The sequence below is a fragment of the Pseudomonas sp. MF09150 genome, from assembly GCF_059862355.1.
This window is the reverse complement of sequence record NZ_JCBCUS010000007.1, coordinates 118,638-141,479: the sequence shown is the minus strand read 5'-3', so window position 1 is coordinate 141,479 and position 22,842 is coordinate 118,638. Positions and strand designations below refer to the sequence as shown.

Below are 22,842 nucleotides of genomic sequence, written 5' to 3'. Positions count from 1 at the left end.
GTCTTCCTTGAAGAGTTGGCCAGTATTCTTTCCGGAGAGCGGATGATCCGACCCTCGGTTTTGTTTGCGCTGTGCTTGTCGCTGTTGCTGCCGTTACCGGCGGTGGCACGTTTGGCTGGGCCGCCGGAAATCGTGGCGTCGAGCAAAGTTCGCGATCTAGCGGAGATTCGCAGTAGCCGGGTGTTACGGGTGCTGGTCAATCAAAGCCGCAACAGCTCTGGCGAAGTCCAGGGTCAGGCGATTGGTGTCGAGTACCACCGGCTGCGCGCTTTCGAGCAGTACCTGAATGGCCACGCCCGCGACGGCCAGGAAATCAACCTCAAGATCATTCCCAAGTCCAAGGATCAGTTGCTTGGCGCCTTGCAACGTGGCGAAGGTGACTTGGTCGCGCCGGGCGAATTACTGGAGGCGCAACCAGGGCAGGCCGTGAGCCCCAGTGATCCCATTGCCAGTAACGTGCCGCTGCTTCTGGTGGGGATCAAGGGCGAACGCCGCTATACCCGGCTGGAACAGCTGTCCGGCAAAACCCTGGCGCTGACCACTGGCAGCGTTGCCGGCGACGCCATCAGCCAGATCAATCAGAAGCTGGCGCTGCACAAATTGGCGCCGGTGAAAGTGGAGTGGGTTGATCCCAGCCTGGCGGTGGAGGATGTACTGGAAATGGTCCAGGGCGGGATTTTCCACCTGACCATTGTCGAACAGCCCATTGCCGAACGGTGGGGCAAGATCCTGCCGAAGTTGCGCTTCGATCGTCAGGTCCTGATTAGCGAGCCGGGCGAGGAACACTGGTTTGTTCGCAGGGACGCCTCGATACTGCGTGCGAGCATCGACCGCTTTCTGAAGACTTACAAAACCCCGGCCGATCAGGATGTGGCGTTTTTGCGCATCTATCGGCGTCTGTATCAGGTGCATTACCCCTTGGCTCGCGCGGACCGCCAGCGTCTGGAAAAGCTGCGGCCGGTGTTGCAGAAGCACGCAAAGGAACAGGGGATGGACTGGCTGAACCTGGCGGCCCTGGCGTTCAAGGAGTCTGCCTTGCAGCCCAACGCACGCAGCGGCGCAGGCCCTACCGGCCTGATGCAGATCACCTCATCTGCGGCGCAACGGGTAGGCGTGAATGATATTCAGAACTTGGATAACAATGTTCAGGCCGGGGCCAAATACCTGGCGTTGATCCGACGTAAGTTTTTCGCCAGCCCCAAGCTTAATGAGCGTGAGCGCATGGCCTTCGTGCTGGCCGCTTACAACATGGGGCCTGAGCGGGTCCAAGGCATGCGTACCGAGGCCAAACGCCGTGGTTTGAACCCTAATCAGTGGTTTTTCCAGGTGGAGCGTATCGCCATGGAACAGGTGGGAATGGGAGCCGTCAGCTATGTTAATAGCGTCAATAAATATTATCTGGCCTTCGACCGCGAAAGGGACTCGTTGGAGCCCCAGGCAAGAAGCGTCGCCTCACGTAAGTGATCGATATAGTTGATTGTTATGGCGGGTTTTTTGCGCTTTTAACATGATAAAAACTGATTAGTATGGCGACCAACTTCCCACCTTAAACAAGGACTACACAGCATGAGCCCACTGATCAAATCCGTACTGAGCACCCGCGCTGGCTTTGGCCTGAGCGTATTGCGTATTTTTGTCGGCATCATTTTCGCAGCCCATGGCTCACAAAAACTCTTCGGTCTGTTTGGCGGTTATGGCCTGGCCGGCACTGCGCAGTGGATGGAGAGTATCGGCCTGGCTCCAGGTCATTTGATGGCGTTGCTGGCGGGGGGAACGGAGTTCTTTGGTGGCCTGGCATTGATTATCGGCTTGTTGGCTCGCCCGGCGGCTTTGGGCCTGTCCTTTACCTTGCTGGTTGCGATCTTCTCGGTGCACATCAGCAACGGTTTGTTCATGGCTAACAACGGCTATGAGTTCGCCTTGGCATTGCTTGGCGGCACCGTGGCGGTATTGCTTGAGGGCGCGGGCAAGCTTTCGCTGGATGCGGCGATCACAAAGTAGCACTTGGCGTACCACTGGAAAGGCCCGCCTGATGCGGGCCTTTTTCGTTTATGGAGGTTCTTGACACTGGCCTATGGGCTTCTCTAGGATGCTGCTTATGCGCCGATTTAAACAGCTACTTGCGGGGCGCCAGATGATCGAAAGGTTGTCGTTAGAAGCTTGAGGAAGGCTTCGAAATACCGCTAAAGCGCTGGTTCGGTGTTGCCTCTCACCTGCCCGGCAGAAACTTGAGGCAGAGACACGACACGATGAATGCAATACACCCCCTTGTACGTATTGCGCCGATCACGGCGAACCTTGTCCAGCGCAATCCGAAAATCCTCCTGGCTGGCAAGCACCAACCCACGCTATTGCGATACCTGGACGGTTGGCCGCGACGCACCGGCAGGCCTTCGGCTTTCCTGATCCAGTTTGTCGAAGAGGGTGAGTCCCTGGCTCGTTTCCCCAGCGACAGTTTTGACCTCGCGGTCATTCAAGCCCCTAGTGCCGAAAACGCTGCTGAAGTCATCAAGCAACTGACCCGCGTTGCGCGCCAGGGATTGATTACTCGTCCTCAAGACCGGTTATAAGCAATCTCGGCACGGCTGATGGCGAGTTTGGTTTGTGGGTTCGCGCTATTTAAACAATCGCGTTACGTTTCGCCAGATCAACCAGCGCGACCAGATTGGAAATATTGAAACGTTTCAATAAGCGCACTTTGTAAGTACTTACAGTCTTATGGCTGATCAACAGTGCGTCGGCGATCTGCTGGTTATTCAGCCCTGTCGCCAGCAACCTCAAGACGGTAATTTCACGATCTGTGAGTCGTGAAATCAACACGCTTTCCTGGCAAGCCGCCGTGTTGTTCTGCTGCAGGATATTGATCGTGTCTTCGGGGAAGTAGCTGTAGCCCGACAAAATCGCCTTGACCGCATTGGCCAGCTCATTGAGGTTTTCGGTTTTGCATAGAAAGCCTGCGGCACCTGCTTGCAAGCAACGCAACGCGAAGTTCTTCGAATCACTGGAGGTCAGTACCAGCGTCTTGACTTGCAGATGTGCCGACTTGATATGGGCGATGACCGAAAAACCATCCAGATTGGGAATGCCCAAGTCCAGAATCAACAGGTCCGGAACGTGTTTGCGCACCAGTTGTACGGCATCGGCTCCGTTGCTGGCTTCGGCGATGATCGTGTGTTGATGGGGTTCAAGTATCGACCTTATGGCCAATCTGATCAGCGGATGATCGTCGACGATAATGATGTTTCCCATGAACAGGTTCCCCTCGAGTCTATGGTAGTGGGAAGTGTCATCCGCGCACTGCAAAGTGCGCGGTTTCGTTTTTGTTGTTGTGCACTCATTGCCGATTCGTAATGGGCGGATGATCGTTCGAAAAATGGCTGCTTGAGCCTTACGATGATCTGACTGGTCTGAAAAATGAATCGGACTAATCTGATAGTTTCGGTGCGCGCGATGCAGGGAAGGGCAGATTGCTAACCCAGCACGCAGCCACCATCCCTCGATGGCTGTGAGTATTTCATCGAGGATGTCGGCGCTTTACGTAAATGGCGATCAGGAGAAGTAGCAGCGGTATCGTAAAGATATTGATCAGCTTGATTGTTCTTCCCAGTGAGGCAATTTCATTATTGAGCTGCAGTTGCAGGTCTCTTAAGGATTTGCGTATTTGTTGGCTTTCTTGATGGTCCGCTTGTGTCGTTGTGCCGTTGGGAGTCCATTCCTCTGTCTCGGTTGGAGGACTCAGAGCGTATAGCGCGGTTAACTCGGCATCCGTCTGAGCCAGAAGTGTTTCGAGCTTTTCAGTCTTCTCGCGAAAGCGCTCTTCGTTCTCTTCGATCAATTTCTCAATACGAGTAAAAGTCGGTTGGATACGCGGTTGCGATCGCGGATTCAGCAGAGCACTTTGTGCATGGAAGTCACTCAGAATGTTCACTACGAACGCTGCGTTATCTGACCAGACCTGCGGTGCCTGAGAATCCGATTCATTCCCTTCCTTGACCCACATGCGGTTATCCAGGATGTCTGTATCAGCCACTACCACAACCTGTATCCGAGACCGCTCTTTTGGCTCTGTATCGCTGCCTGCCTCCTGTTGAGCAAACGCAGAGTCTGCAAGGCCTTCAATCCGCGCGGCTAATGAATAGCGTTTGTCAGACGTTTTGATTTCGCTCATAAGCTCGCTCAGCCTGCTTTTCTCATTCAGGCGAGCGAGGTCGAATGGCATAGTCTTGGTGGAGCTCTGAAGCAGAGGGGTGAAAGTCGTACTCGCACCCTGAATGGGTTCGAGGATGCCCGCGGTTGAAAGATTAATGCTCTCCACGTTTAACGTGCTGGCATCTGCCTGATTCATGGAGTCTTTGGGCAATTTGATAAAAAACGGGTGGCTGATGGATTGTTGTCCTGGTTTCAGCACGGCTGACATTGCATAGAGGCCATCTCCGAGAACGCGTTCGGGCAGCATCTGTACTCCCCAGGCCTTTAGCAGTTTCGGGAGTGCGGAAGATGTCTCTCGACCCGTTGGGTTTACGGCTTCCTGTTTTAACTCCAGCTCGCTGATGGGGTCTAGAAAAACCAGGAGTTTCCCCCCGTTCTGCACAAAGCCATCGATTGCTTTTAACGTCTGCTCCGGCAGTTGTTTGGGGTGGACCAATATCAGGCTGCCGAGCTCTTCAGGTATCTGATCTACATCTGGGCTCAACGTAGTCAGGTCAAACTGCTCGCAGACTTCTTGCAACCACTTCCACGCAGGGAGTGTCTGCTGGGTACGTTCATCGAATCGGCGGTTCATGGGCAAGCTGGATATCAACCCCGTCATTGGACGTTTTACTTGTGCCGCACCCTGGATCAACCGATTGATTTCATATTCGAGGAACACTTCGCGCTCAGGGGTAAAAAATGAAATTGCATGGGTCTCGCGATTGGCGTCGCTGGCTGCTAAGCCAAAGTAGAAGTGAGTGCCTTGATCCGGCAGTGGCATGGACTGGAGCCCCAAAAGATCAGCCTTATCCTCTTCATCTGAAAAAGGCATAGGGTCGATGATATGCAGAGTTAATTTGCCACTGGCTTCGTGTTCATAGGTTTTGAGCAGGGCTTTTACACGTTTGGCATATTCATCTGTGGTGCCTGGCGTTTTTACATGATTGCTGGAGTAGAAAAAAAACAATTCAAGTGGTTTGTTGAGGGCGTTCAGAATGTTCTTTGTGTTCTGTGAAATGCTATAGGTCTTTTGCTCAGTCAGATCAAATTGAATGGCAGGCAATTTGGAATTCAAGATCAGAGTGAAGACTAAGAGTAGAGACCCGATCAGCAGCAGAACGCGGCTGGGTCGAAGTATATTCTTCATGTGTTTACCCTTATTCAGCTTTCTTGAGTTCGATGACAGCAGTGGTTGCTATGAGCCACGCACTGATCATGGCGAAGAAGTACAGCAAATCTCGTAGGTCGATCACACCCTTGCTGAACCTATCGAAATGGGAGATCAGGCCTATAGAGTCAAAGGATGCGCTTAGCCATTCGGGGAGGCTTGCAACGGGAACGTCCAGCGCTGGCAATAGGTTTGGGGTCATGAAGACAAGCCCAATAATAAAGGTCGAAATAAACGCGGTCAGATGGTCGCGCGCTAAGGCGGACAAGCAGCAACCTATTGATAAATAAGCGCCGGCCAATAACCAGCTGCCCAAATAACCGATGTAGAGTGCAGTATTGTCGGGCTGGCCGAGGTAGTTGATGGTGGTTGCAAGCGGGAAGGTGAGTAATAGGGATAGTCCCAAAATCGTCCAGGCAGCCAGAAACTTTCCCATTACCACTTGAAAGCTGTTGATTGGCAGGGTTAACAAGAATTCGATAGACCCGCTCTTGCGTTCTTCTGCCCAGGTTGATGTGGCAATTGCTGGGATCAGCAAGATGTAGAGCCAGGGGATGATGTCAAACAGCGGGTTGAGGTTGGCAATATTTCGTTCGAATAAGCTCCCGAAATAAAAGCAGGATATCCCCGAGGCTGCCAAAAAGACTGCTATATAAATATAGGTCGCAGACGTGAGTGAGTAACTCTTAAGTTCACGTTTTAAAATAATCAGAGACTGTCTCAATTTGATTTTCCAAACATGCTTTCGATCACCTCATCCAGACTTCCCGGGTCGACGGTCAGGTGTTTGATCACCCATTGCCGTGCAGCAATCAGTGCGTTGATCTTTGGAGAAATAGTTGCGCCTGGCGTAGCAAGTATGGTGATGGCGCCGGGTATGTCGGTTTGCTCTTCAATTCCCGCAACCCCTGGCAGTACGGCCAGTGCAAGGTAATCCAAGGGTTTCTCACTGACGATAGTCACTGCGTTGTGATAGCGGGATTGTTTACGCAGTTCAGGAATTGTATTGTCCGCCAAGAGGCGACCGTCGTACATGATCAGCGCCCGACTACAAATAGCAGTTATTTCATCCGCGCAGGTTGTGGAGAAGATGATGGTCGTGTCTGTTGACAGTGACTTTATAATGTTGTGGAGTGTTTGCCTTTGATCGGGATTGAGCCCATTCGTTGGCTCGTCGAGAACAAGTAATTTAGGCTCATGAACTATGGCCTGGGCTAGCCCGACTCTCTGCTTGAGCTCCCATGACAGGCTGCCAATCGGTTGTTTCAGAATATTTTGAAGCTTTAGTCGCTCAACGGTATTACTCAAGTTCTTGCTTTTTTTTGCGCCCCGAATTCCCCGTAGTTCGGCAACGAAGTCGAGAAACCAATGAACGTCCATGTTGGCGTATCGGGTGGCTCTTTCAGGCATATAGCCGAGTTGGCGCAGCGCCTGAAGTTTCTGCTTGTCTACATCGAAGCCGGATAGCTCCACTTTTCCTGAAGTAGGGGGGAGTAAACCGGTCATTATCTTCATGAGTGTGGACTTTCCTGCGCCGGTGGGCCCGAGTAGTCCTAGTACTTCGCCTGCTTGGGCGCCGAACGAAACATTCTTGATGATAGTGTGCTCGCCAAAGCGCTTGGTTAGTTTTTCTACATAGATCATATTCTTGTGCCTGATAATCCTGAAGGCGACTCTCTCTACAGGGCTGGATCCGTCCCTTTAAGGTAGCCAGTGGCATCATTGATCACGGTGGTTCGAGCGAAGCTGAGGAGTTGCATAGTGCAAGTGCGCGCGTCTGCTCTAAGGCCAAATAATACGGTTAATGTCAGTAACTGCAAGCCTGTGGCTGATTAATAGGACTGGTCCTAATGTGGTTTTTGTCCGCTTGTAATATCTTCCCTGAGCTTGTTTTTTAATATGCATGATGGGGTTGCAAATCTGCTATGTTTCTACGAACCATTACCATAAAAAACGCTGATCAAGAAATCGTTAGTGGTGCGTTGCTCTGTGGTGTTGCAGTTCCTCAAATTGGCAGTAATTTTCTTGTGTATAGCCTGAATGAGGAAGTGGAAGGCGACAAAACTCGCGTGTATATCGCAATGTTGCATAAGGCGAGTGATAAGTATGTTTTGAGTCAGGTTGATTCAGGCCATGAATGGACGGTCGCAGCTCAAGTATTCAAGCAACTCGTCAGAAGAGTTGCCCACGGTGATCTTCAGAGCCATGTCGATATTCCCTATCATCTTATTGATCTGACAGATTGTGACTTGCCTGTCGCCGAAGTCGAAGATCATCGGCCTCTCGGCATCAAAAAGGCGCTGATCACCAAGCTGATCTCCATGCGCGATCAAGAGCGGTTACCAGCGATCGAACGTACGGCGCCGATTGTTTCGGGTGTTAGTGCTTTGTTCACGGAGCCAGATGGATCTTATGAACATGATGACTCTCAGTTGCTGACGCTCCTTGATACAGCGGAAATGCCGGGCGATGACTTTATTCAGTTAACTTCTCAAGACGCTAAGGGGCTCGATAACGGGTCATCCATGTATGCGGAGGCTGCTGACGAGCAGAAAGCAGAAGGTGTGGTGCAACACTCGGGTGATTTCAGTTCTGCACTGGCTTCATTTACCAGTGAAGAGCTGCTGCCTGCTCCGATGCGGACTGCTTCATTTATAGATGGCTCGCAGATCAGTTCAAATGCCGAGGCATCGGATCTCTATTCGGCCGATGGGGCTCCAGGCTTGGCACTCGACAACGAAGGTGAGCCTGATGTCCTGGAAGTTACAGCGCTCGCGACTACTGCTGCTCAAGAGGAAACGGACATGAAACTCCCTGTTTCGTCATCGATGGTTGAGCGCCTACGAGTTGATGACAGTCAAAGCGAACAGTTTCGCCAGGATATGCAAAGCACATTGGCGGAGCTTGAAGGGCTGGTAGGCGATCTCGGTTCGGAGCCCCTTAACGATATGACTCTGGAAGAAAACGGCTCAGACCTTGGTGCAGAAGATGCCGGTATGGACTCATTGCTACCTGTTGCCCAGGTCGATGAGCATGAGGTGGGATCAACTGATTTCATTCGGTCGAATCTTGCGGTTTCAGCCATGACTGAGGTTGACGGTGCATCTGAAGGGGCCTCAATGAGTCCACTTGAACAACCACGGGCTGAAGAGATGTTGGATCCAGAACACTCAGCGAAGAACTTAAAAGAACTTGAGAGCATTCAGCCGTTTGAAAGTGCATCTCTTCCAGGGGCTGATACCGAGCATCTGTTGCTTGATGTCGAGAGTACCTTGGCCAATGTTGCGGGCATGGCGCAGGAGTTGGTCCAGCAAAAGCTGGGCGCAATGAAGCAGCAAGAAACCCTGGAGGGTTTGAAGTCCCAACTGCAGGAGAGAGAGCGGCAACTGGTGGAGAAAGAGGAGGGCTTGATGCAGCTCCAGAGTCAGTTGCAGCAGGAACGGGTGGCCGCAGACAGAGCTGCCGACAACAACGCCCGGATCATCGCCGAGCGTAGTTCCGCTTTGCAGCAATTGGCTGAAAGCCTTGAAGCGAGGGAGCGAAATGCAATTCGGCGATCCGAGCTTCTGCAACTGGGGCAGCAGCGTCTTGAGGAGCTTTCCAAGCAGCAGCGCGCCCGGGATCTCAAATTGGAAGCGCGTGAGCTGGATATACAGAAAAAGAGTGCTGAATTGGTAGAGCGCTTGAAGCAACTAACCAATGCCAAGAAAAAGCTCAGCAGCATTGTGAAGAACTTCAACGAAACGGTGACTTTCAACAATAGCCTCCATGCCATTTCCAGCATCCCCCTCGGCGAGGGCGAATGTTCTCCGGATGGAGTGGTCTGAGCCCGCTGTAAGCGGCGAATCACGTTATTTGAAGCCTGTCTCTGCCTGATTCCAGGTACCGCTATCGAGCCCTGATCTTGTTGAAAGAACAGGGCCTCACTTCCCCCTTTTCAAGCCATTCCAATAGACGTGCTCTCGCAGATTTTTTCTGCGTCATTACGTTTTCTATGAGCAATGGATCGATCAGGGATTGCTCTAGTTGCCGATCTCCTGGGGGGCTTAGGTTGAGTGTCGGCCGTGCTCCCAGGCAGAGATCGGTTGATGCGGCTGCCTCGTTCACCGCAAGGATTAGGGCTAGCTACTTTCCCGCAGTGATTTATCATCGGTTTTTCTCAAGCCGGCTGGGCCCGCGACTTAGGTCCGGTCAGGCGGGTTGTTCGGCCTCAGGCCAAATCGTGAGATTCATGGTCAGTTCATTGCGGGTGGTGATTAAGCAATTGAGTACAAAACTGATTACCCAGGAAGGTCATGAGGCCCTCAAGAAAGAGCTCGACTATCTATGGCGGGAAAAGCGTCCCGACACTACCCGCAAAGTCACCTGGGCTGCGTCACTGGGTGACAGGAGTGAAAACGCCGATTACCAGTACAACAAGAAGCTGCTGCGAGAAATTGATCGCCGGGTGCGCTACATACGCAAGCGTCTGGAAGACATGCGCGTGGTTTCATACGCGCCCGAGCAGGAGGGGCGAGTGTTCTTCGGCGCCTGGGTCGAGGTGGAGAATGAAGAGGGTGAGACCAAGCGCTTTCGTATTGTTGGTTATGACGAGATATACGGGCAGAAGGATTACATCTCCATCGACTCGCCAATGGCTCGAGCGCTGTTGAAGAAGGAAGAGGGGGATGAAGCGATTGTTCCTACGCCTGGAGGTGAAACCTGCTGGTGGATCAATCGAATCGAGTATCAAAAGTAGGCCCGTCTGCCTGAGACGGGCCTCGGTCTTCAGCCTTCCCGCAGTACCGTCAGCGGGCTGGCATTCAAGGCCCGCCGTGTGCCGAAAACCCCCGCGCCGCCGACCAGTGCGGCACCGATCAGCGGCAACACCAGCAACCACGGATGTGGGTGCCAAGGCAGGTCGAAGGCGTAGCGGTAGAGCACCAGGCTCACCAATTCAGAACCCAGAGCAGCCAGCAGACCACTGACAGCGCCGAGCAGGCCGAACTCGATACGCCGCGCTTTGACCAGCAACCGCCGCTCCGCCCCCAAGGCCCGCAACAGCGCACCTTGGCGAATGCGCTCGTCAAGGGTGGCCTGCAGGCCGGAGAAGAGGACGGTCATCCCAGCTGCCAGGACAAACAACAAGACGTATTCCACCGCCAGGGTCACCTGGGCGAGGATGCTGCGCAGTTGCTCCAGCAAGGCCTCGACCTGAAGGATGGTCACTGCGGGAAAGGCACGGGACAGCTCGACGATCTGTTGGTCATGCCCGGCTGCCAGGTAAAAGCTGGTCAGGTAGGTCGCGGGGAGATCTTTCAAGGTGCCCGGCTGGAAGATCATGAAGAAGTTGGGCTGGAAGTTATCCCAGTTGATTTTGCGCAGGCTGGTGACTTGGGCTTCTCGATTGATCCCGCCGACGGTGAAGGTCAGCCGATCGCCGATTTTGAGTTTCAGGCTTTCTGCGACCTTGTTTTCCACCGAGACGCCGGGCAGATCGCCTTGCGGCTGGCTCGACCACCAGCTCCCGGCGGTGATGCTATTGCCTTGTGGCAAGTCGGCGGCCCAGGTCAGGCTCAGGTCGCGCTGGACAGCGCGATCGCCGCTGGAGTCTTTGCTGACGATATCCCTGACCGGCTCGCCGTTGATGCTGATCAGTCGCCCCGGTACTACCGGATACAGCGGCGCCGAAGGTGCCGAGAGTGCCACCAGCCGATCGGTGAAGGCCTGTTTATCGGCGGGAAGGATATTCAGCGCGAAGTAGTTGGGGGCATTTTTCGGTAGCTGATTCTGCCAGGTATCCAGCAGCTCGCCGCGCAACAGGGCGATTAACGCCATCGACAATAGAATCAGGCCGAATGCCAGGGATTGGCCCGCAGCCGCCAGTGGATGGCGCAGCAACTGCCCCAGGCCCAGGCGCCATGGCAGCGAGGCGCGAGCCAACAGGCGCCGCAGGCTTTGCAGGGCGAGCAGCAGAAGCCCACCCAGAACCACCGCAGCCACCACGCCACCGCCGAGCAGGGCGAAGGTCAGCACCAGGTCCAGGCTCAGGCGCCACATGATCAGGCCCAGGGCGAGCAGGGCCGCGCCATAGACCATCCAGGTGCTCGAAGGGATGGGCAGCAGGTCGCGACGTAACACTCGTAATGGCGGAACACGACCTAGGGCGGCAAGCGGCGGCAGGGCGAAGCCGGCGAGTGCCACCAGCCCGGTGCCGATCCCGGCGACCGCCGGCAGCCATCCACCCGGCGGTACATCACTGGGCAAGAGGTCATGCAGCAGGGCGAACAATCCGAGTTGAGCCAGCCACCCTATCAGCGCGCCGCTGAGGCTGGCCAGCAGGCCGAGTACAGCCAACTGCACACTGAACAACAGCATGGTTTCACGTCTGGACAAGCCAAGGCAGCGCAGCAGGGCGCTGGCATCGAAGCGCCGGGTGGCGAAGCGCGTGGCCGACAGCGCCACCGCGACGCCCGATAGCAGTACGGCTACCAGGCTGGCCATGTTCAGGTAACGCTCGGCCTTGCCCAAGGCGCCGCCGATCTGTTGGTTGCCATCGCGTGCATCCTGCAAGCGCTGATTGGCAGCCAACCCTGGTTTGATCAATTGTCGATAGGTTTCCAGCGCAGGAGTGGTGCCGCGCCACAGCTCCTTGTAGCTGACCCGGCTACCGGGCTGCACCACGCCCGTGGCCGCCAGATCGGACAAATTGATCAGCACCCGCGGCGTCAGGCTGTAGAAGTTGCCGGCACGGTCCGGCTCATAGGTCAGCACTCGGGCCAGGCGCAGAGTCTTCATCCCAACGTCGATGCTGTCGCCGATCTTCAAATCCAGCGCGGCCAATAGGCGCGACTCGACCCAGGCCTCACCTGGCTTCGGTCCGCCTCCTGACTCTTCGGCAGCGTAGGGCGCCGGTGCGCTTTTCAGCTCGCCACGTAATGGATAGACCTCATCCGCTGCCTTGATACTGGACAGCTGGATACCTTTGTCGGTGGCTACGACGCTGGAGAACTCCACGATCTGCGCATGCTCCAGCCCCAGTTCCCGGCCGCTCTGGATCTGCTCCGGGCGTGCCGGCGAGCTGCCCTCGAGCAGCAGGTCGGCGCCGAGGAATTCGGTGGCGCGCAGCAGCATGGCGCCGTTCAGGCGGGCGCCGAAATAGCCGATGGCGGTGCTGGCCACAACAGCCACCAGCAAGGCGAAGAACAACACCCTTAATTCACCGGCGCGGGCATCGCGCAGCAGTTGACGCAGGGCGAGGCTGAACAGGCGCAACAGCGGCAGGCGTGCCATCAAGGCTCCAGAGGGGCGACCAGCAGGCCGGCTTCAAGGCGGATCAGGCGCCGGCAGCGATGCGCCAGGCGTTCGTCGTGAGTGACCAGAACCAATGTGGTGCCGCGTTCTTTATTGAGCTCGAACAACAGATCGCAGATGCGCTCGCCGGTGTGGCTGTCGAGGTTGCCGGTCGGTTCATCAGCGAACAAAACGTCGGGCTCGGCCGCAAATGCCCTGGCGATCGCTACCCGCTGCTGTTCGCCGCCGGAGAGTTGGCGCGGTGAATGGGTCAGGCGCTTGCCCAGGCCCACCCGTTGCAGCAATTGGGTCGCGCGCTCGCGAGCATCCTTGCGACCGTCCAGCTCCAGCGGCAGCATGACGTTTTCCAAGGCATTGAGGCTGTCGAGCAATTGAAATGACTGGAAGACAAAACCCACGTGTTCGGCACGGATGCGTGCTCGCTGATCCTCATCCAGGGTACTCAGGGCCTGGCCTGCAAGCGTGACTTCACCGCTGCTGGGCAAGTCGAGCCCGGCCAGCAGGCCCAGGAGCGTGGATTTGCCGGAACCTGAGGCACCGACGATGGCCAGGCTATCGCCCTTGTTCAGTTCCAGGCTGAGTTGGTGCAGGATGGTCAGTTCACCTTCCGCGCTGGGAACCATTTTGCTAAGGTTCCGCGCAGTGAGAATGCTTGCGCCCATGGAGAGTCCGATGCGTGTGTGGTTTTTGAGTGCTGGCCTGGCCTTGATGTGCATGGCCCAGAACGCAGCGGCGGGTACAGTCCTGATCGTTGGCGATAGTATCAGTGCGGCTTTCGGCCTGGATACCCGACAAGGGTGGGTAACCCTGCTGGAGCAGCGGCTCAAGGACGAAGGTTTCAACGACAAGGTAATCAATGCATCGATCAGCGGCGACACCAGCGCAGGAGGCCTGGCGCGGCTACCTGCGCTGCTCACAGAGCATAGGCCGGATGTGGTGATCCTGGAGCTGGGGGGCAACGATGGGCTGCGCGGTCAACTGCCAACGCAATTGCAACAAAATCTTGCGTCGATGATTGATAACTCAAAAGCCAGCGGTGCCAAGGTGCTACTACTGGGTATGCAGCTACCTCCCAACTATGGCGTGCGTTATACCCAGGCATTTGCCGAGGTCTACAGCAACCTGGCCAACGAGAAGAAAATCGCCCTGGTGCCGTTTTTTCTGCAAGGGATCGGCGGCATTCCCGAGCTGATGCAGGCCGATGGTCTGCACCCAGCGCCTGCGGCCCAGGGCAAGTTGCTGGAAAATGTCTGGCCGACGCTAAAACCGCTGCTTTGACGCTTTTCTAGTGGCAGTGTTTCGGCTAATGTGGCGCCCCCGATTTGGAGCCCCCAATGCCGCGTCCTGCCTGGTCCCTGTTTGCCTATCAACTGATCGAGCCTGACGAACAGCTGGATCTGTTTGCCTGCCAGGAAGTTCGGGTGCACCTGGTCACGCGTCAGTTGGAACTCGGTGGTGCTGCCGACCGGACGTTATGTGGCTCTTTGCTTCCCGCCCAGCCGCGCTGGTCGAGCGTGGACCGGACCATTTTTCAGGAACAGCGCCTGTGTCCGCTCTGCCGCGCGATTCTCGAGTCGCAGAAGCGTGGTACTCCACCGATCTGGCCTGAGCTGCGCTTCGAACTTTAAACATTCGCCATCGGATGGCCTGTAGCTACGCTTACCCCAGCCAACTGCCGAAGCGGGAGGCTGCGGTGTACAATCGCTTTTTTTCTCACCCGTTGATCATGCGAAGGATTTTCCGGATGTTGCCGCGTTTTCCTGCCGTCACCCGCTGCCTGACGCTTGCCGCACTTTGTATGGCAGGCCCGGTGGCCGCACTGGAGTTGCCTCTACCCCCCCCCGGTGAAGACATCGTGGGCCAGGTGCAGGTGATCAAGGCCAAGTACGAAGACACCTTTGCCGATCTGGGAACGACTTACGACCTGGGTTATCTGGAAATGGTGGCGGCCAACCCGGGCGTCGATCCATGGTTGCCTGGAGCGGGTACGGAAGTGGTTCTGCCGACCCGATTCATTCTGCCGCCGGGCCCGCGTGAGGGCATCGTGATCAACCTGGCCGAATATCGGCTGTATTACTTCCCCAAGGGACGTAATGTCGTTTACACCTTCCCCCTGGGCATCGGCCGCGAAGGCTGGGGCTCGCCGATTGCGCACACCAGCATCGTGGCCAAAACTCCGAACCCGACCTGGACGCCTCCTGCTTCGATCAAGGCGGAGCATGCGGCCGACGGTGACCCGCTGCCAAACGTGGTGCCGGCCGGCCCGGACAACCCGCTGGGCCCGTTCAAGTTCACCCTGGGAACTCCGGGTTACCTGATTCACGGCTCGAACAAGAAATTCGGGATTGGCATGCGCACCAGTCACGGCTGCTTCCGCATGTTCAATAACAACGTGCTGGAAATGGCCGGCATGGTGCCGGTTGGTACCTCGGTACGAATTCTCAACGACCCTTACAAGTTTGGCGTCAGCGGTGGCAAGGTCTATCTGGAGGCTCACACGCCACTGGACGACAATGGCAACCCGTCGGTGGTCGACAAGCACACCGCAGTGATCAATGCCTTGCTCAAGCGCGAAGACCTGGCGAACAGCCTGCGCATGAATTGGGATGTGGTGCGTGATGTCGTCGCGGCCGAGGATGGTCTGCCGGTGGAGATCGCGGTGCCTGTTTCCGCACCGACGGTGTCTTCCGTTCCCGTCGATCCAGAGCAGTAATCACTGTTGGAAAAGCCCGTCGGAGCCTCTGGTTTCGACGGGTTTTTTATTGCCTGCAGAAAAATCCAGGCAATAAAAAAGCCGACCCAAAAATGGATCGGCTTGATAACAATCCCGAGGGACTATTACTTGCGGCTAGCTTTTTCAAGCATGCGCAGAGCGCGCTCGTTAGCTTCGTCAGCAGTCTGTTGTGCTTTTTGAGCAGCAGCCAGAGCTTCATCAGCTTTACGGTAGGCTTCGTCTGCACGAGCCTGGGAGCGAGCTGCTGCGTCTTCAGTAGCAGTCAGACGAGCTTCGGTTTCTTTGGATACGCTGCTGCAACCGGTAGCCAGAACTGCGGCCAGAGCCAGAGCAGAGAATTTCAGAACGTTGTTCATCGTGTTCCCCTTCAAGGACTTTCTATTAGTAGCTATCTCTTCAGAGTGAGGAAATAGCCGGCGTACATACTACCCATTACTTGTAGTAAGTAAACTGACGTAGCGCAAGAAGCAAAAAAAATTCTAGGTGCTGAATCTTTTTCGAGCAACTTTTTAGCCAGTTGTATAAAAACCGCGCAGCTGCGAGGCCCGGCCTGGGTGCCTTGCTGGATAGCCGGTGTTACCCGTTAGCCACTCCCCACAGCAGTTTCTGAGTGTAGGCTAAAGTCGATCTATATTGAGGCGTCTACACTTTTCTTCAGATTCTGTGTAAACGCTCACGTATCTTTGTTGATGTTGAGGTGACTTTAAGAAGGGGCGCTCGTCTTAAGTCTCAACATCCGGCGATGTTCAGTGTGTCATTGGTGAAACGTTGTGTACGTAAGCATTTTGGTTTGCACTGTTAGGTCGGCGTGTGACGCGCCTCATGCTGCGCAGCACAAGATGAGTGCGTCTTGAGCATTTATGCCAATGATGCCTACTATTTGTAACGTGCAGGTTGAACCTGAGCGGCAGGCTTTTCTCGGTGTCCAGTCAGGCACGGGGTGGCGTAGATGTTCCTTCGCCGGAAAAACATCGGTAAGGTAGGGGTCAGAATCCAAGACCCGCGAGGAGTAGTGATGAGCGAGGCGTTGTCCATCCACCATGACCAGGCTGGTCATCAGTTCGAGACCAATGTGGACGGTCATCGTGCCTACCTGACTTACATGGACCTGGGTAAGCAGACCCTGGATATCTATCGGACATTCGTGCCCAACGCATTGCGTGGCCGTGGCATTGCTGCCGCGTTGACCGAGCAGGCCCTGGAGTATGCTGATCGCATGGGGTACACGGTAATTCCTTCGTGCTCATACGTGGAGCGCTACATGGAGCGCCATCAGCGTCACGCCGCGAAACTCTGAGTGGGCACACACAAAAACGCCGGGCTGAGCCCGGCGTTTTTGTTTGCGTCTTTTGTGAAATCAGCCGCGATCGCGTTTAGGCAATACGTCCTTGAGCTTGGCATGCATGCCGCGCAAGGTTTTTTCGGTGCTTTCCCAGTCGATGCAGGCGTCCGTGATCGACACGCCGTATTGCAATTCGGCCAAGTCTTTCGGAATCGCCTGGCAGCCCCAGTTCAGATGGCTCTCGACCATCAGGCCGATGATCGACTGATTGCCTTCGAGAATCTGGTTAGCCACGTTCTCCATGACCAAAGGTTGCAGCGCCGGGTCCTTGTTGGAGTTGGCGTGGCTGCAGTCGACCATGATGTTGGGTTTGATCTTCGCTTTGTTCAGCGCCTGTTCACACAGCGCGACGCTCACCGAATCGTAGTTCGGCTTGCCGTTGCCACCGCGCAATACCACGTGACCATAAGCGTTGCCTTTGGTGGTGACGATCGACACGCCGCCTTCCTGGTTGATACCCAGGAAGCGATGAGGGCTGGAAACCGATTGCAGTGCATTGATCGCAACGGTCAGGCCGCCATCGGTGCCGTTCTTGAAGCCGACAGCGGAAGACAGGCCAGACGCCATTTCGCGGTGGGTCTGGGATTCTGTGGTGCGCGCGCCGATGGCCGACCAGCTGATCAAATCCTGCAGGTACTGCGGGGAGATCGGGTCCAGCGCTTCGGTGGCGGTTGGCAGGCCCATCTCGGCCAGGTCCAGCAGCAACTGGCGGCCAATGTGCAGGCCGTCCTGAATCTTGAATGAGTCGTCCAGGTAAGGGTCGTTGATCAGGCCTTTCCAGCCGACCGTGGTCCGCGGCTTCTCGAAGTAGACGCGCATTACCAGGTACAGAGTGTCGGACACTTCGGCGGCCAGTACCTTCAGGCGCTCGGCGTACTCGTGAGCTGCTTTGATGTCGTGGATCGAGCAAGGGCCGATAACGACAAACAGGCGATGGTCGGTGCCATCCAGAATATTGCGGATCACCTCGCGGCCCTTGGTCACGGTGCGCAGGGCAGCATCGCTCAGGGGGATGTCACGCTTGAGCTGATCAGGAGTGATCAGCGTCTCGTTGGAGGCGACGTTAAGGTCGTTGATCGGTAAATCAGCCATCGTGTTACTCGTCAGGTCACGGGTGCCGGCCGCCAGCGATCCCCGCGCGGCGGAGCACAGCGGATTTGAGCGCGTCGGGGAGCGGAACCTTAGCGCGTTAGCCGGTGATTCGACAATGGGCTGGCGGGGGTTTTATCCCGCTAGGGCTGGATAAATGCGCGATGGACCTGCTCCTGGGAAAAGTCCTCGGCGTGCTGGGTGATCCATTGCAAGGCGAGCGCCTCGGTACGCTGTCGTTCGGCCTGGGGTTCGTGCAGGCGGCAGTAGCGTTCGATCTGGCAAACCTGCGCGCCCATGCGCGCACCGAACAGGGTCTGTTCGTCGACAAAGGCGATACCCACCAGGTAGCCGTGCTTGCGGCGCAGGCACCAGGCGACATAGCCCTGATAGCAGGCGTTTTCGCCCAGGGTCGGCATGCGCACCAGCAGCGCCGTGCCGCATCGCCAGGCACGGTGGTAATTGCAAGCCACGCCGCCGAGGCTGATAGTGTGCAGCCGCTGCCGCGAAATGCACGAGTGTTTGCGCAAGGTCAGTTCAACCGGAACATCGTCTGGATGAGGTAGAAAACGTCCCATGAGCGCGGACCCCGAGCGTCGGCTAGTCGACAGTGTTTCCCCCAGTATAGTGGCCCAATTGGAGCTGACCGATTTCGACACCGATCAGCGGTTGTTGGCGATGAGTGGCATTTCCCTGGTGATTTTCACCAGCATCGGTTGCTCCAGCTGTCGTTGGGCACGCCAGCAATTGCCCACCTTTGATTTGCCTGTCGATCGGCTGTGCTGGATTGATGCGGGTAACAACGGTGGCGTCGTCCAGCGTTATCAGGTGTTTCATTTACCGGCCCTGTTCGTGGTGCGCGACGGTGAATTTTACGGCGCTGTGCAATCGCGTCTGCGCGCGACTGATCTCGCCGACGCCGTGCACCAGGCATTGGAGCGAATTGCAGAGGAGTTGCCATGATGAGTGCTGTGCACAAGCCGCGAGTCGGCATTATTGGTACCGGCGCGATCGGTGGTTTTTATGGCGTGATGTTGGCGCGGGCCGGTTTCGACGTGCACTTTTTGCTGCGCGGTGAGTTCTCGGCGGTGGCACTGCGTGGCTTGCAGCTGAACCATGCGGTTCAAGGTCAACTGACACTGAACCCAGTGCAGGCTTACGCCAACGGCGAGGATCTGCCGCCTTGCGACTGGTTGCTGGTGGGAGCCAAGGCCACCAGCAATCCTGATCTTGCACCCATCTTGATCAGCGCAGCGGCCCCGGGGGCCAAGGTGTTGTTGCTGCAGAACGGCTTGGGCGTCGAAGAGGCACTGCGTCCATTGCTGCCTGAGTCAATCCATGTGCTGGGTGGGCTTTGCTATATCTGTGCATACCGTTCGGCGCCCGGGGTGATTGAGCACCAGGCCCTGGGTGCGGTGAATCTGGGGTATCACAGTGGTCCGGCGTCGGATGCGGCGGCACGTCAGGCCATTGTCGAAGAAGGCTCGGCGATGTTTCGCAAGGCCGGTCTCGATTCCCAGGCCATGCCTGACCTGGGGCAGGCGCGCTGGCAGAAGCTAGTGTGGAATGTGCCGTACAACGGTCTCTCGGTGCTGCTCAAGGCCAGTACCGCGCCCCTGATGGCCGATGACGCAAGCCGGCAGTTGATCCAGGCCTTGATGGCTGAGGTGGTGCGCGGGGCAGAGGCCTGTGGGCATAGCGTGCCGACCGGTTATGCCGAGCATCTGTTCAAGGTTACGGAAAAAATGCCGGATTACTGGCCGAGCATGTACCACGATTATCTGCACAAGCGCCCCTTGGAGCTTGCGGCCATCTATGCTGCGCCTCTGGCCGCGGCCAAGGCCGCGGGATGCGAGCTGCCGAGAATCGAAGCGCTGTATCAGGCGTTGAGTTTTATTGATCGGCATAACGATTGAAACCGTCAGGCGGGGGAGCAGTACATGGCTAAGGGCCTGGGTGGAAAGTTGGTGGTGGCGATTTCGTCGCGGGCACTGTTTGACTTGAGCGACAGCCACAAGGTCTACCTGGCGGAGGGCGTCGAGGCTTATCGGCAGTATCAGATCGAGCATGAAGAGGAAAACCTCGAGCCGGGTGAGGCTTTTCCTCTGGTGAAGAAGCTTCTCAGTCTCAACGCCAGCCTTGGGCGAGCCCGGGTCGAAGTCGTCCTGGTATCGCGCAACAGCGCCGACACCGGCTTGCGTGTGTTCAACTCGATCCAGCACTACGGCCTGGATATCTCCCGGGCCGCTTTCGTCGGCGGGCGCAGCCCTTACCCTTATCTCGCGGCATTTGGCTGTGACCTGTTCCTCTCGACTCACGCCGAAGACGTGCGCAGCGCGCTGGATGCCGGATTCGCTGCGGCGACCATTTTGTCGGGCGGCGCGCGCCGTGCCGCCAGTGCCGAGTTGCGCATTGCCTTTGACGGTGATGCGGTTTTGTTTTCCGATGAATCGGAACGGGTTTATCAGTTGGGCGGCCTTGAAGCGTTCCAGGCCAAGGAGCGCGAATCTGCTCGCGAGCCTTTGCGAGGCGGGCCGTTCAAAGGCTTTCTCGCTGCGCTCAATCTGTTGCAGCGCGAGTTTCCCGAAGACGCCTGTCCGATCCGCACCGCCCTGGTCACTGCGCGCTCGGCGCCGGCTCATGAACGGGTGATCCGCACCTTGCGCGAGTGGGATATCCGCCTGGATGAATCGCTGTTCCTGGGCGGCCTGGAGAAAGCGGCGTTTCTCGAGGCTTTTGCCGCAGACGTATTTTTCGATGACCAGGCCGGTCATTGCGAACTGGCGCGCGAAGTGGTCGCCACTGGCCATGTGCCCCATGGCATCAGCAATGAGAGCAAAACCTGAGCCTTTGATCCCGGGCCCGGCGGCTGGCGTCGCAGTTGGCCGGGCACTGCTAAGCTGAATCAATCTCCGCCGTCCTGGCAGTCATGGAGGTCATATGATTCGTTCGATGCTATATGCCACTGACCTTGGTCTGTACGCACCTTATGTGATGCAGCATGCGGTGGAACTGGCTCGAACGTTCAATGCAGACCTGCATGTCATCCACGCCGTGGAGCCTATGGGGCTGTTTGCCGAGTCGGTGCTGCAGAGCTACCTCGATGAGCAGGCGTTGAATGATTTTCACAACCAGGGTTTGAGCACGGTGATGGCCAGTATCGAGCAGCGGGTGCTCGACAGCTTCCGTGAAGAACTGGGGGAAGGCATGCAGGACCTGGCGTTGATTCAGTCGGTCAGGGTGTTTCAGGGGGACCCTGCGCAGGTCATTCTCGAGCAGGCGGCGAAACTCTCCGTGGATTTGCTGATCGTAGGAAGTCATAGCCACGAAGCGGGCGTGGAAACCCCGCTGGGCAGGACGGCAGCCCGTGTGTTGCAGTTGGCGAAGGTGCCGGTGTACCTCGTGCCTTTGGTGCAGCGTCGTCGACTGGGGGATATCTGAAAGGGGCGTCGAAGAGTTTCTAATAAAAAGTTCTAGATTTATTCTTCAAACCATTAATATAGTTATATACCGTCGCTGATACCCGTGGCGTCCAACTGCTTTGAGGGATTGATATGAAGCTCCAACAATTGCGCTACATCTGGGAAGTGGCGCACCACGACCTCAACGTTTCCGCTACAGCCCAAAGCCTTTACACCTCGCAACCGGGTATCAGCAAGCAGATCCGCCTGCTCGAAGATGAGCTGGGGGTCGAAGTCTTTGCCCGCAGCGGCAAGCATTTGACTCGTGTTACTCCGGCCGGTGAGCGCATCATCACCACCGCCGGTGAGATTCTGCGCAAGGTCGAAAGCATCAAGCAGATTGCCCAGGAGTTCTCCAACGAGAAAAAGGGCACCCTATCGATCGCCACTACTCACACCCAGGCGCGTTATGCGTTGCCGCCGGTGATCAGCAGCTTTATCAAGCAATACCCTGACGTTGCCCTGCACATGCATCAGGGCTCGCCCATGCAGATCGCCGAAATGGCGGCCGACGGCACTGTCGACTTTGCCATCGCCACCGAAGCCCTGGAGCTGTTCGGTGACCTGGTAATGATGCCGTGCTATCGCTGGAACCGTTGCGTGGTCGTGCCCCAGGGCCACCCGCTCACCAAGTTGCCGAAGCTGACCCTGGAAACCCTCGCGGAATACCCGATCGTCACCTACGTATTCGGGTTCACCGGTCGTTCCAAGCTCGACGAAGCCTTCAGCCACCGTGGTCTGACCCCCAAGGTGGTGTTCACCGCCGCCGACGCCGATGTGATCAAGACCTACGTGCGCCTGGGCCTGGGTGTTGGCATCGTGGCCAAGATGGCGGTCGATACCAAGCTCGACAGTGACCTGGTGGTACTGGATGCCAGCGAATTGTTCGAGTCGAGCATCACCAAGATTGGCTTCCGCCGTGGCACCTTCCTGCGCGGTTTTATGTGCGACTTCATCGAGAAGTTCGCCCCGCACCTGACGCGTGAAGTCATGGCCAAGGCCATCCAGTGCCACAACAAACAGGAACTGGAAGAGCTGTTCGACGGCGTTGAGCTGCCAGTGCACTAAGGCTGCGGCGTGCTCACTTGACCTCGGTAACAGTGAACTGTTGCCGAGTGCCCGCGACAACGATCTGTACCTCATCTCCCTCGAATTTACCCACCAGGCTCTGGCCCAGCGGTGAGCGAGGGGTGATGACGGTAATCAACTGGCCTACCACGTACACCTTCAGCCCAGCACCATCCGGCCCCAGAAACAGCCATTGCTCGTGGCCGTTTTCATCTTCAAGCCCCAGTAAGGCCCCCACCTGAATCCCTGTCTGTTCGTCATAGGCGCGCAGTGTCAGGTTCTGGCACAACGCCAGGGCTTGCCTGATCTCCTCGACGCGTTTGGCCTGACCTGCAGCCAGGTACGAAGCCTCAAGGCCCAGGGTGTCGTATTTGTTTTCGGCGATGTTCTCTTCGTGGGTCGCCGTCTCGTAGGCCGTTTGCGCCGCACGCTGTGCCACGTCGAGGTCGTCCTGGAGTTTTTGCAGGATCAGTTGATGGATGGCGTGTTTGTTCAT

General features: G+C 56.5%; 24 protein-coding genes. 14 read left to right on the top strand and 10 right to left on the bottom strand.

Translation table 11 applies throughout. The features are described 5' to 3' along the window. Nucleotides 1–42 precede the first annotated feature (42 nt). The 3 genes from AC19YX_RS24300 (at nt 43) to AC19YX_RS24290 (ending at nt 2,570) form a co-directional block, all read left to right on the top strand. Nucleotides 43–1,464 carry an MltF family protein gene (locus AC19YX_RS24300; RefSeq protein ID WP_500607218.1) on the top strand — a complete coding sequence of 474 codons (1,422 nt, stop codon included), beginning with the start codon at nt 43–45 and terminating at the stop codon, nt 1,462–1,464. Between the two features lie 102 nt (nt 1,465–1,566). Then, on the top strand, nt 1,567–2,001 hold the full coding sequence (locus AC19YX_RS24295; RefSeq protein ID WP_078470685.1) for a DoxX family protein: 435 nt from the start codon (nt 1,567–1,569) through the stop codon (nt 1,999–2,001). Nucleotides 2,002–2,249: 248 nt separating this feature from the next. Next, nucleotides 2,250–2,570, top strand: coding sequence for a class I SAM-dependent methyltransferase (locus tag AC19YX_RS24290; RefSeq protein ID WP_421548389.1), 321 nt, complete (start codon nt 2,250–2,252; stop codon nt 2,568–2,570). A gap of 49 nt (nt 2,571–2,619) precedes the next feature. On the opposite strand, the gene AC19YX_RS24285 is transcribed toward AC19YX_RS24290, so the two are convergent. From AC19YX_RS24285 to AC19YX_RS24270, 4 genes are all read right to left on the bottom strand, one after another. Continuing rightward, nucleotides 2,620–3,249, bottom strand: a complete 630-nt coding sequence (locus AC19YX_RS24285) for a response regulator transcription factor (protein ID WP_020299670.1) — start codon at nt 3,247–3,249, stop codon at nt 2,620–2,622. 265 nt (nt 3,250–3,514) lie between these two features. Beyond that, nucleotides 3,515–5,338 carry a Gldg family protein gene (locus tag AC19YX_RS24280; protein WP_500607217.1) on the bottom strand — a complete coding sequence of 608 codons (1,824 nt, stop codon included), beginning with the start codon at nt 5,336–5,338 and terminating at the stop codon, nt 3,515–3,517. A gap of 10 nt (nt 5,339–5,348) precedes the next feature. Next, complete coding sequence (locus AC19YX_RS24275) at nt 5,349–6,083, bottom strand: ABC transporter permease subunit (protein ID WP_500607216.1); 735 nt, start codon at nt 6,081–6,083, stop codon at nt 5,349–5,351. Next, nucleotides 6,080–7,003, bottom strand: a complete 924-nt coding sequence (locus AC19YX_RS24270; protein ID WP_500607215.1) for an ABC transporter ATP-binding protein — start codon at nt 7,001–7,003, stop codon at nt 6,080–6,082. The genes AC19YX_RS24275 and AC19YX_RS24270 overlap by 4 nt, the downstream gene beginning before the upstream one ends. 281 nt (nt 7,004–7,284) lie before the next feature. On the opposite strand from AC19YX_RS24270, the gene AC19YX_RS24265 reads away from it, so the two are divergent. Further along, on the top strand, nt 7,285–9,186 hold the full coding sequence (locus tag AC19YX_RS24265; RefSeq protein WP_500607214.1) for a hypothetical protein: 1,902 nt from the start codon (nt 7,285–7,287) through the stop codon (nt 9,184–9,186). Between the two features lie 437 nt (nt 9,187–9,623). Continuing rightward, nucleotides 9,624–10,097 carry a transcription elongation factor GreB gene (greB, locus tag AC19YX_RS24260; RefSeq protein ID WP_078470936.1) on the top strand — a complete coding sequence of 158 codons (474 nt, stop codon included), beginning with the start codon at nt 9,624–9,626 and terminating at the stop codon, nt 10,095–10,097. Nucleotides 10,098–10,126: 29 nt separating this feature from the next. On the opposite strand, the gene AC19YX_RS24255 is transcribed toward greB, so the two are convergent. Both AC19YX_RS24255 and AC19YX_RS24250 read right to left on the bottom strand, forming a co-directional pair. Beyond that, the gene (locus AC19YX_RS24255) at nt 10,127–12,631 is read right to left on the bottom strand and encodes an ABC transporter permease (protein ID WP_500607213.1); all 2,505 of its coding nucleotides are present in this window, start codon (nt 12,629–12,631) and stop codon (nt 10,127–10,129) included. Next, on the bottom strand, nt 12,631–13,314 hold the full coding sequence (locus AC19YX_RS24250; protein ID WP_500607212.1) for an ABC transporter ATP-binding protein: 684 nt from the start codon (nt 13,312–13,314) through the stop codon (nt 12,631–12,633). The genes AC19YX_RS24255 and AC19YX_RS24250 overlap by 1 nt, the downstream gene beginning before the upstream one ends. A gap of 10 nt (nt 13,315–13,324) precedes the next feature. On the opposite strand from AC19YX_RS24250, the gene AC19YX_RS24245 reads away from it, so the two are divergent. The 3 genes from AC19YX_RS24245 to AC19YX_RS24235 all read left to right on the top strand — a co-directional run bounded on the left by AC19YX_RS24245 (nt 13,325) and on the right by AC19YX_RS24235 (nt 15,365). Then, nucleotides 13,325–13,930 (top strand): arylesterase, encoded by a 606-nt coding sequence (locus AC19YX_RS24245; RefSeq protein ID WP_500607211.1) that lies wholly within the window; start codon nt 13,325–13,327, stop codon nt 13,928–13,930. Between the two features lie 56 nt (nt 13,931–13,986). After that, nucleotides 13,987–14,280: a hypothetical protein gene (locus tag AC19YX_RS24240; RefSeq protein WP_020299677.1), complete on the top strand. Its 294-nt coding sequence runs from the start codon at nt 13,987–13,989 to the stop codon at nt 14,278–14,280. A 116-nt stretch (nt 14,281–14,396) separates the two neighbouring features. After that, nucleotides 14,397–15,365, top strand: coding sequence for a L,D-transpeptidase family protein (locus tag AC19YX_RS24235; RefSeq protein WP_500607210.1), 969 nt, complete (start codon nt 14,397–14,399; stop codon nt 15,363–15,365). Nucleotides 15,366–15,490: 125 nt separating this feature from the next. On the opposite strand, the gene oprI is transcribed toward AC19YX_RS24235, so the two are convergent. Next, nucleotides 15,491–15,742, bottom strand: a complete 252-nt coding sequence (gene oprI, locus AC19YX_RS24230) for an outer membrane lipoprotei OprI (protein WP_003172710.1) — start codon at nt 15,740–15,742, stop codon at nt 15,491–15,493. Nucleotides 15,743–16,401: 659 nt separating this feature from the next. Here oprI and AC19YX_RS24225 point away from each other — a divergent pair. Then, the gene (locus AC19YX_RS24225) at nt 16,402–16,683 is read left to right on the top strand and encodes a GNAT family N-acetyltransferase (RefSeq protein WP_007931380.1); all 282 of its coding nucleotides are present in this window, start codon (nt 16,402–16,404) and stop codon (nt 16,681–16,683) included. 60 nt (nt 16,684–16,743) lie between these two features. Here AC19YX_RS24225 and AC19YX_RS24220 read toward each other — a convergent pair whose 3' ends face one another. Further along, nucleotides 16,744–17,820, bottom strand: coding sequence for a 3-deoxy-7-phosphoheptulonate synthase (locus AC19YX_RS24220; protein ID WP_020299679.1), 1,077 nt, complete (start codon nt 17,818–17,820; stop codon nt 16,744–16,746). A gap of 140 nt (nt 17,821–17,960) precedes the next feature. Then, nucleotides 17,961–18,395, bottom strand: a complete 435-nt coding sequence (locus AC19YX_RS24215) for a pilus assembly protein PilZ (RefSeq protein ID WP_078470675.1) — start codon at nt 18,393–18,395, stop codon at nt 17,961–17,963. Here AC19YX_RS24215 and AC19YX_RS24210 point away from each other — a divergent pair. From AC19YX_RS24210 to cysB, 5 genes are all read left to right on the top strand, one after another. Next, nucleotides 18,394–18,780, top strand: a complete 387-nt coding sequence (locus AC19YX_RS24210) for a YbbN family protein (protein ID WP_201131902.1) — start codon at nt 18,394–18,396, stop codon at nt 18,778–18,780. The two genes, AC19YX_RS24215 and AC19YX_RS24210, sit on opposite strands and share 2 nt — an antisense overlap. Beyond that, nucleotides 18,777–19,733: a putative 2-dehydropantoate 2-reductase gene (locus AC19YX_RS24205; RefSeq protein WP_500607209.1), complete on the top strand. Its 957-nt coding sequence runs from the start codon at nt 18,777–18,779 to the stop codon at nt 19,731–19,733. The genes AC19YX_RS24210 and AC19YX_RS24205 overlap by 4 nt, the downstream gene beginning before the upstream one ends. Before the next feature lie 24 nt (nt 19,734–19,757). After that, nucleotides 19,758–20,663, top strand: coding sequence for a 5'-nucleotidase (locus AC19YX_RS24200; RefSeq protein ID WP_020299683.1), 906 nt, complete (start codon nt 19,758–19,760; stop codon nt 20,661–20,663). A 94-nt stretch (nt 20,664–20,757) separates the two neighbouring features. Next, a complete protein-coding gene (locus tag AC19YX_RS24195; protein ID WP_078470672.1) occupies nt 20,758–21,258 on the top strand; it encodes a universal stress protein in 501 nt (166 codons plus the stop codon). A 113-nt stretch (nt 21,259–21,371) separates the two neighbouring features. Beyond that, a complete protein-coding gene (gene cysB / locus AC19YX_RS24190) occupies nt 21,372–22,346 on the top strand; it encodes an HTH-type transcriptional regulator CysB (RefSeq protein WP_007931387.1) in 975 nt (324 codons plus the stop codon). 13 nt (nt 22,347–22,359) lie between these two features. On the opposite strand, the gene AC19YX_RS24185 is transcribed toward cysB, so the two are convergent. Then, the gene (locus tag AC19YX_RS24185; protein WP_500607208.1) at nt 22,360–22,842 is read right to left on the bottom strand and encodes a GreA/GreB family elongation factor; all 483 of its coding nucleotides are present in this window, start codon (nt 22,840–22,842) and stop codon (nt 22,360–22,362) included.

What these genes read in the sequence shown, in the direction of transcription:
- AC19YX_RS24300 (WP_500607218.1), top strand. Translation starts at nt 43, where the DNA reads ATGATCCGACCCTCGGTTTTGTTTGCGCTGTGCTTGTCGCTGTTGCTG.
- AC19YX_RS24295 (WP_078470685.1), top strand. Translation starts at nt 1,567, where the DNA reads ATGAGCCCACTGATCAAATCCGTACTGAGCACCCGCGCTGGCTTTGGC.
- AC19YX_RS24290 (WP_421548389.1), top strand. Translation starts at nt 2,250, where the DNA reads ATGAATGCAATACACCCCCTTGTACGTATTGCGCCGATCACGGCGAAC.
- AC19YX_RS24285 (WP_020299670.1), bottom strand. Translation starts at nt 3,249, where the DNA reads ATGGGAAACATCATTATCGTCGACGATCATCCGCTGATCAGATTGGCC.
- AC19YX_RS24280 (WP_500607217.1), bottom strand. Translation starts at nt 5,338, where the DNA reads ATGAAGAATATACTTCGACCCAGCCGCGTTCTGCTGCTGATCGGGTCT.
- AC19YX_RS24270 (WP_500607215.1), bottom strand. Translation starts at nt 7,003, where the DNA reads ATGATCTATGTAGAAAAACTAACCAAGCGCTTTGGCGAGCACACTATC.
- AC19YX_RS24265 (WP_500607214.1), top strand. Translation starts at nt 7,285, where the DNA reads ATGTTTCTACGAACCATTACCATAAAAAACGCTGATCAAGAAATCGTT.
- AC19YX_RS24255 (WP_500607213.1), bottom strand. Translation starts at nt 12,631, where the DNA reads ATGGCACGCCTGCCGCTGTTGCGCCTGTTCAGCCTCGCCCTGCGTCAA.
- AC19YX_RS24250 (WP_500607212.1), bottom strand. Translation starts at nt 13,314, where the DNA reads ATGGGCGCAAGCATTCTCACTGCGCGGAACCTTAGCAAAATGGTTCCC.
- AC19YX_RS24245 (WP_500607211.1), top strand. Translation starts at nt 13,325, where the DNA reads ATGCGTGTGTGGTTTTTGAGTGCTGGCCTGGCCTTGATGTGCATGGCC.
- AC19YX_RS24240 (WP_020299677.1), top strand. Translation starts at nt 13,987, where the DNA reads ATGCCGCGTCCTGCCTGGTCCCTGTTTGCCTATCAACTGATCGAGCCT.
- AC19YX_RS24235 (WP_500607210.1), top strand. Translation starts at nt 14,397, where the DNA reads ATGTTGCCGCGTTTTCCTGCCGTCACCCGCTGCCTGACGCTTGCCGCA.
- oprI (WP_003172710.1), bottom strand. Translation starts at nt 15,742, where the DNA reads ATGAACAACGTTCTGAAATTCTCTGCTCTGGCTCTGGCCGCAGTTCTG.
- AC19YX_RS24225 (WP_007931380.1), top strand. Translation starts at nt 16,402, where the DNA reads ATGAGCGAGGCGTTGTCCATCCACCATGACCAGGCTGGTCATCAGTTC.
- AC19YX_RS24220 (WP_020299679.1), bottom strand. Translation starts at nt 17,820, where the DNA reads ATGGCTGATTTACCGATCAACGACCTTAACGTCGCCTCCAACGAGACG.
- AC19YX_RS24210 (WP_201131902.1), top strand. Translation starts at nt 18,394, where the DNA reads ATGAGCGCGGACCCCGAGCGTCGGCTAGTCGACAGTGTTTCCCCCAGT.
- AC19YX_RS24215 (WP_078470675.1), bottom strand. Translation starts at nt 18,395, where the DNA reads ATGGGACGTTTTCTACCTCATCCAGACGATGTTCCGGTTGAACTGACC.
- AC19YX_RS24205 (WP_500607209.1), top strand. Translation starts at nt 18,777, where the DNA reads ATGATGAGTGCTGTGCACAAGCCGCGAGTCGGCATTATTGGTACCGGC.
- AC19YX_RS24200 (WP_020299683.1), top strand. Translation starts at nt 19,758, where the DNA reads ATGGCTAAGGGCCTGGGTGGAAAGTTGGTGGTGGCGATTTCGTCGCGG.
- AC19YX_RS24195 (WP_078470672.1), top strand. Translation starts at nt 20,758, where the DNA reads ATGATTCGTTCGATGCTATATGCCACTGACCTTGGTCTGTACGCACCT.
- cysB (WP_007931387.1), top strand. Translation starts at nt 21,372, where the DNA reads ATGAAGCTCCAACAATTGCGCTACATCTGGGAAGTGGCGCACCACGAC.
- AC19YX_RS24185 (WP_500607208.1), bottom strand. Translation starts at nt 22,842, where the DNA reads ATGAACAAACACGCCATCCATCAACTGATCCTGCAAAAACTCCAGGAC.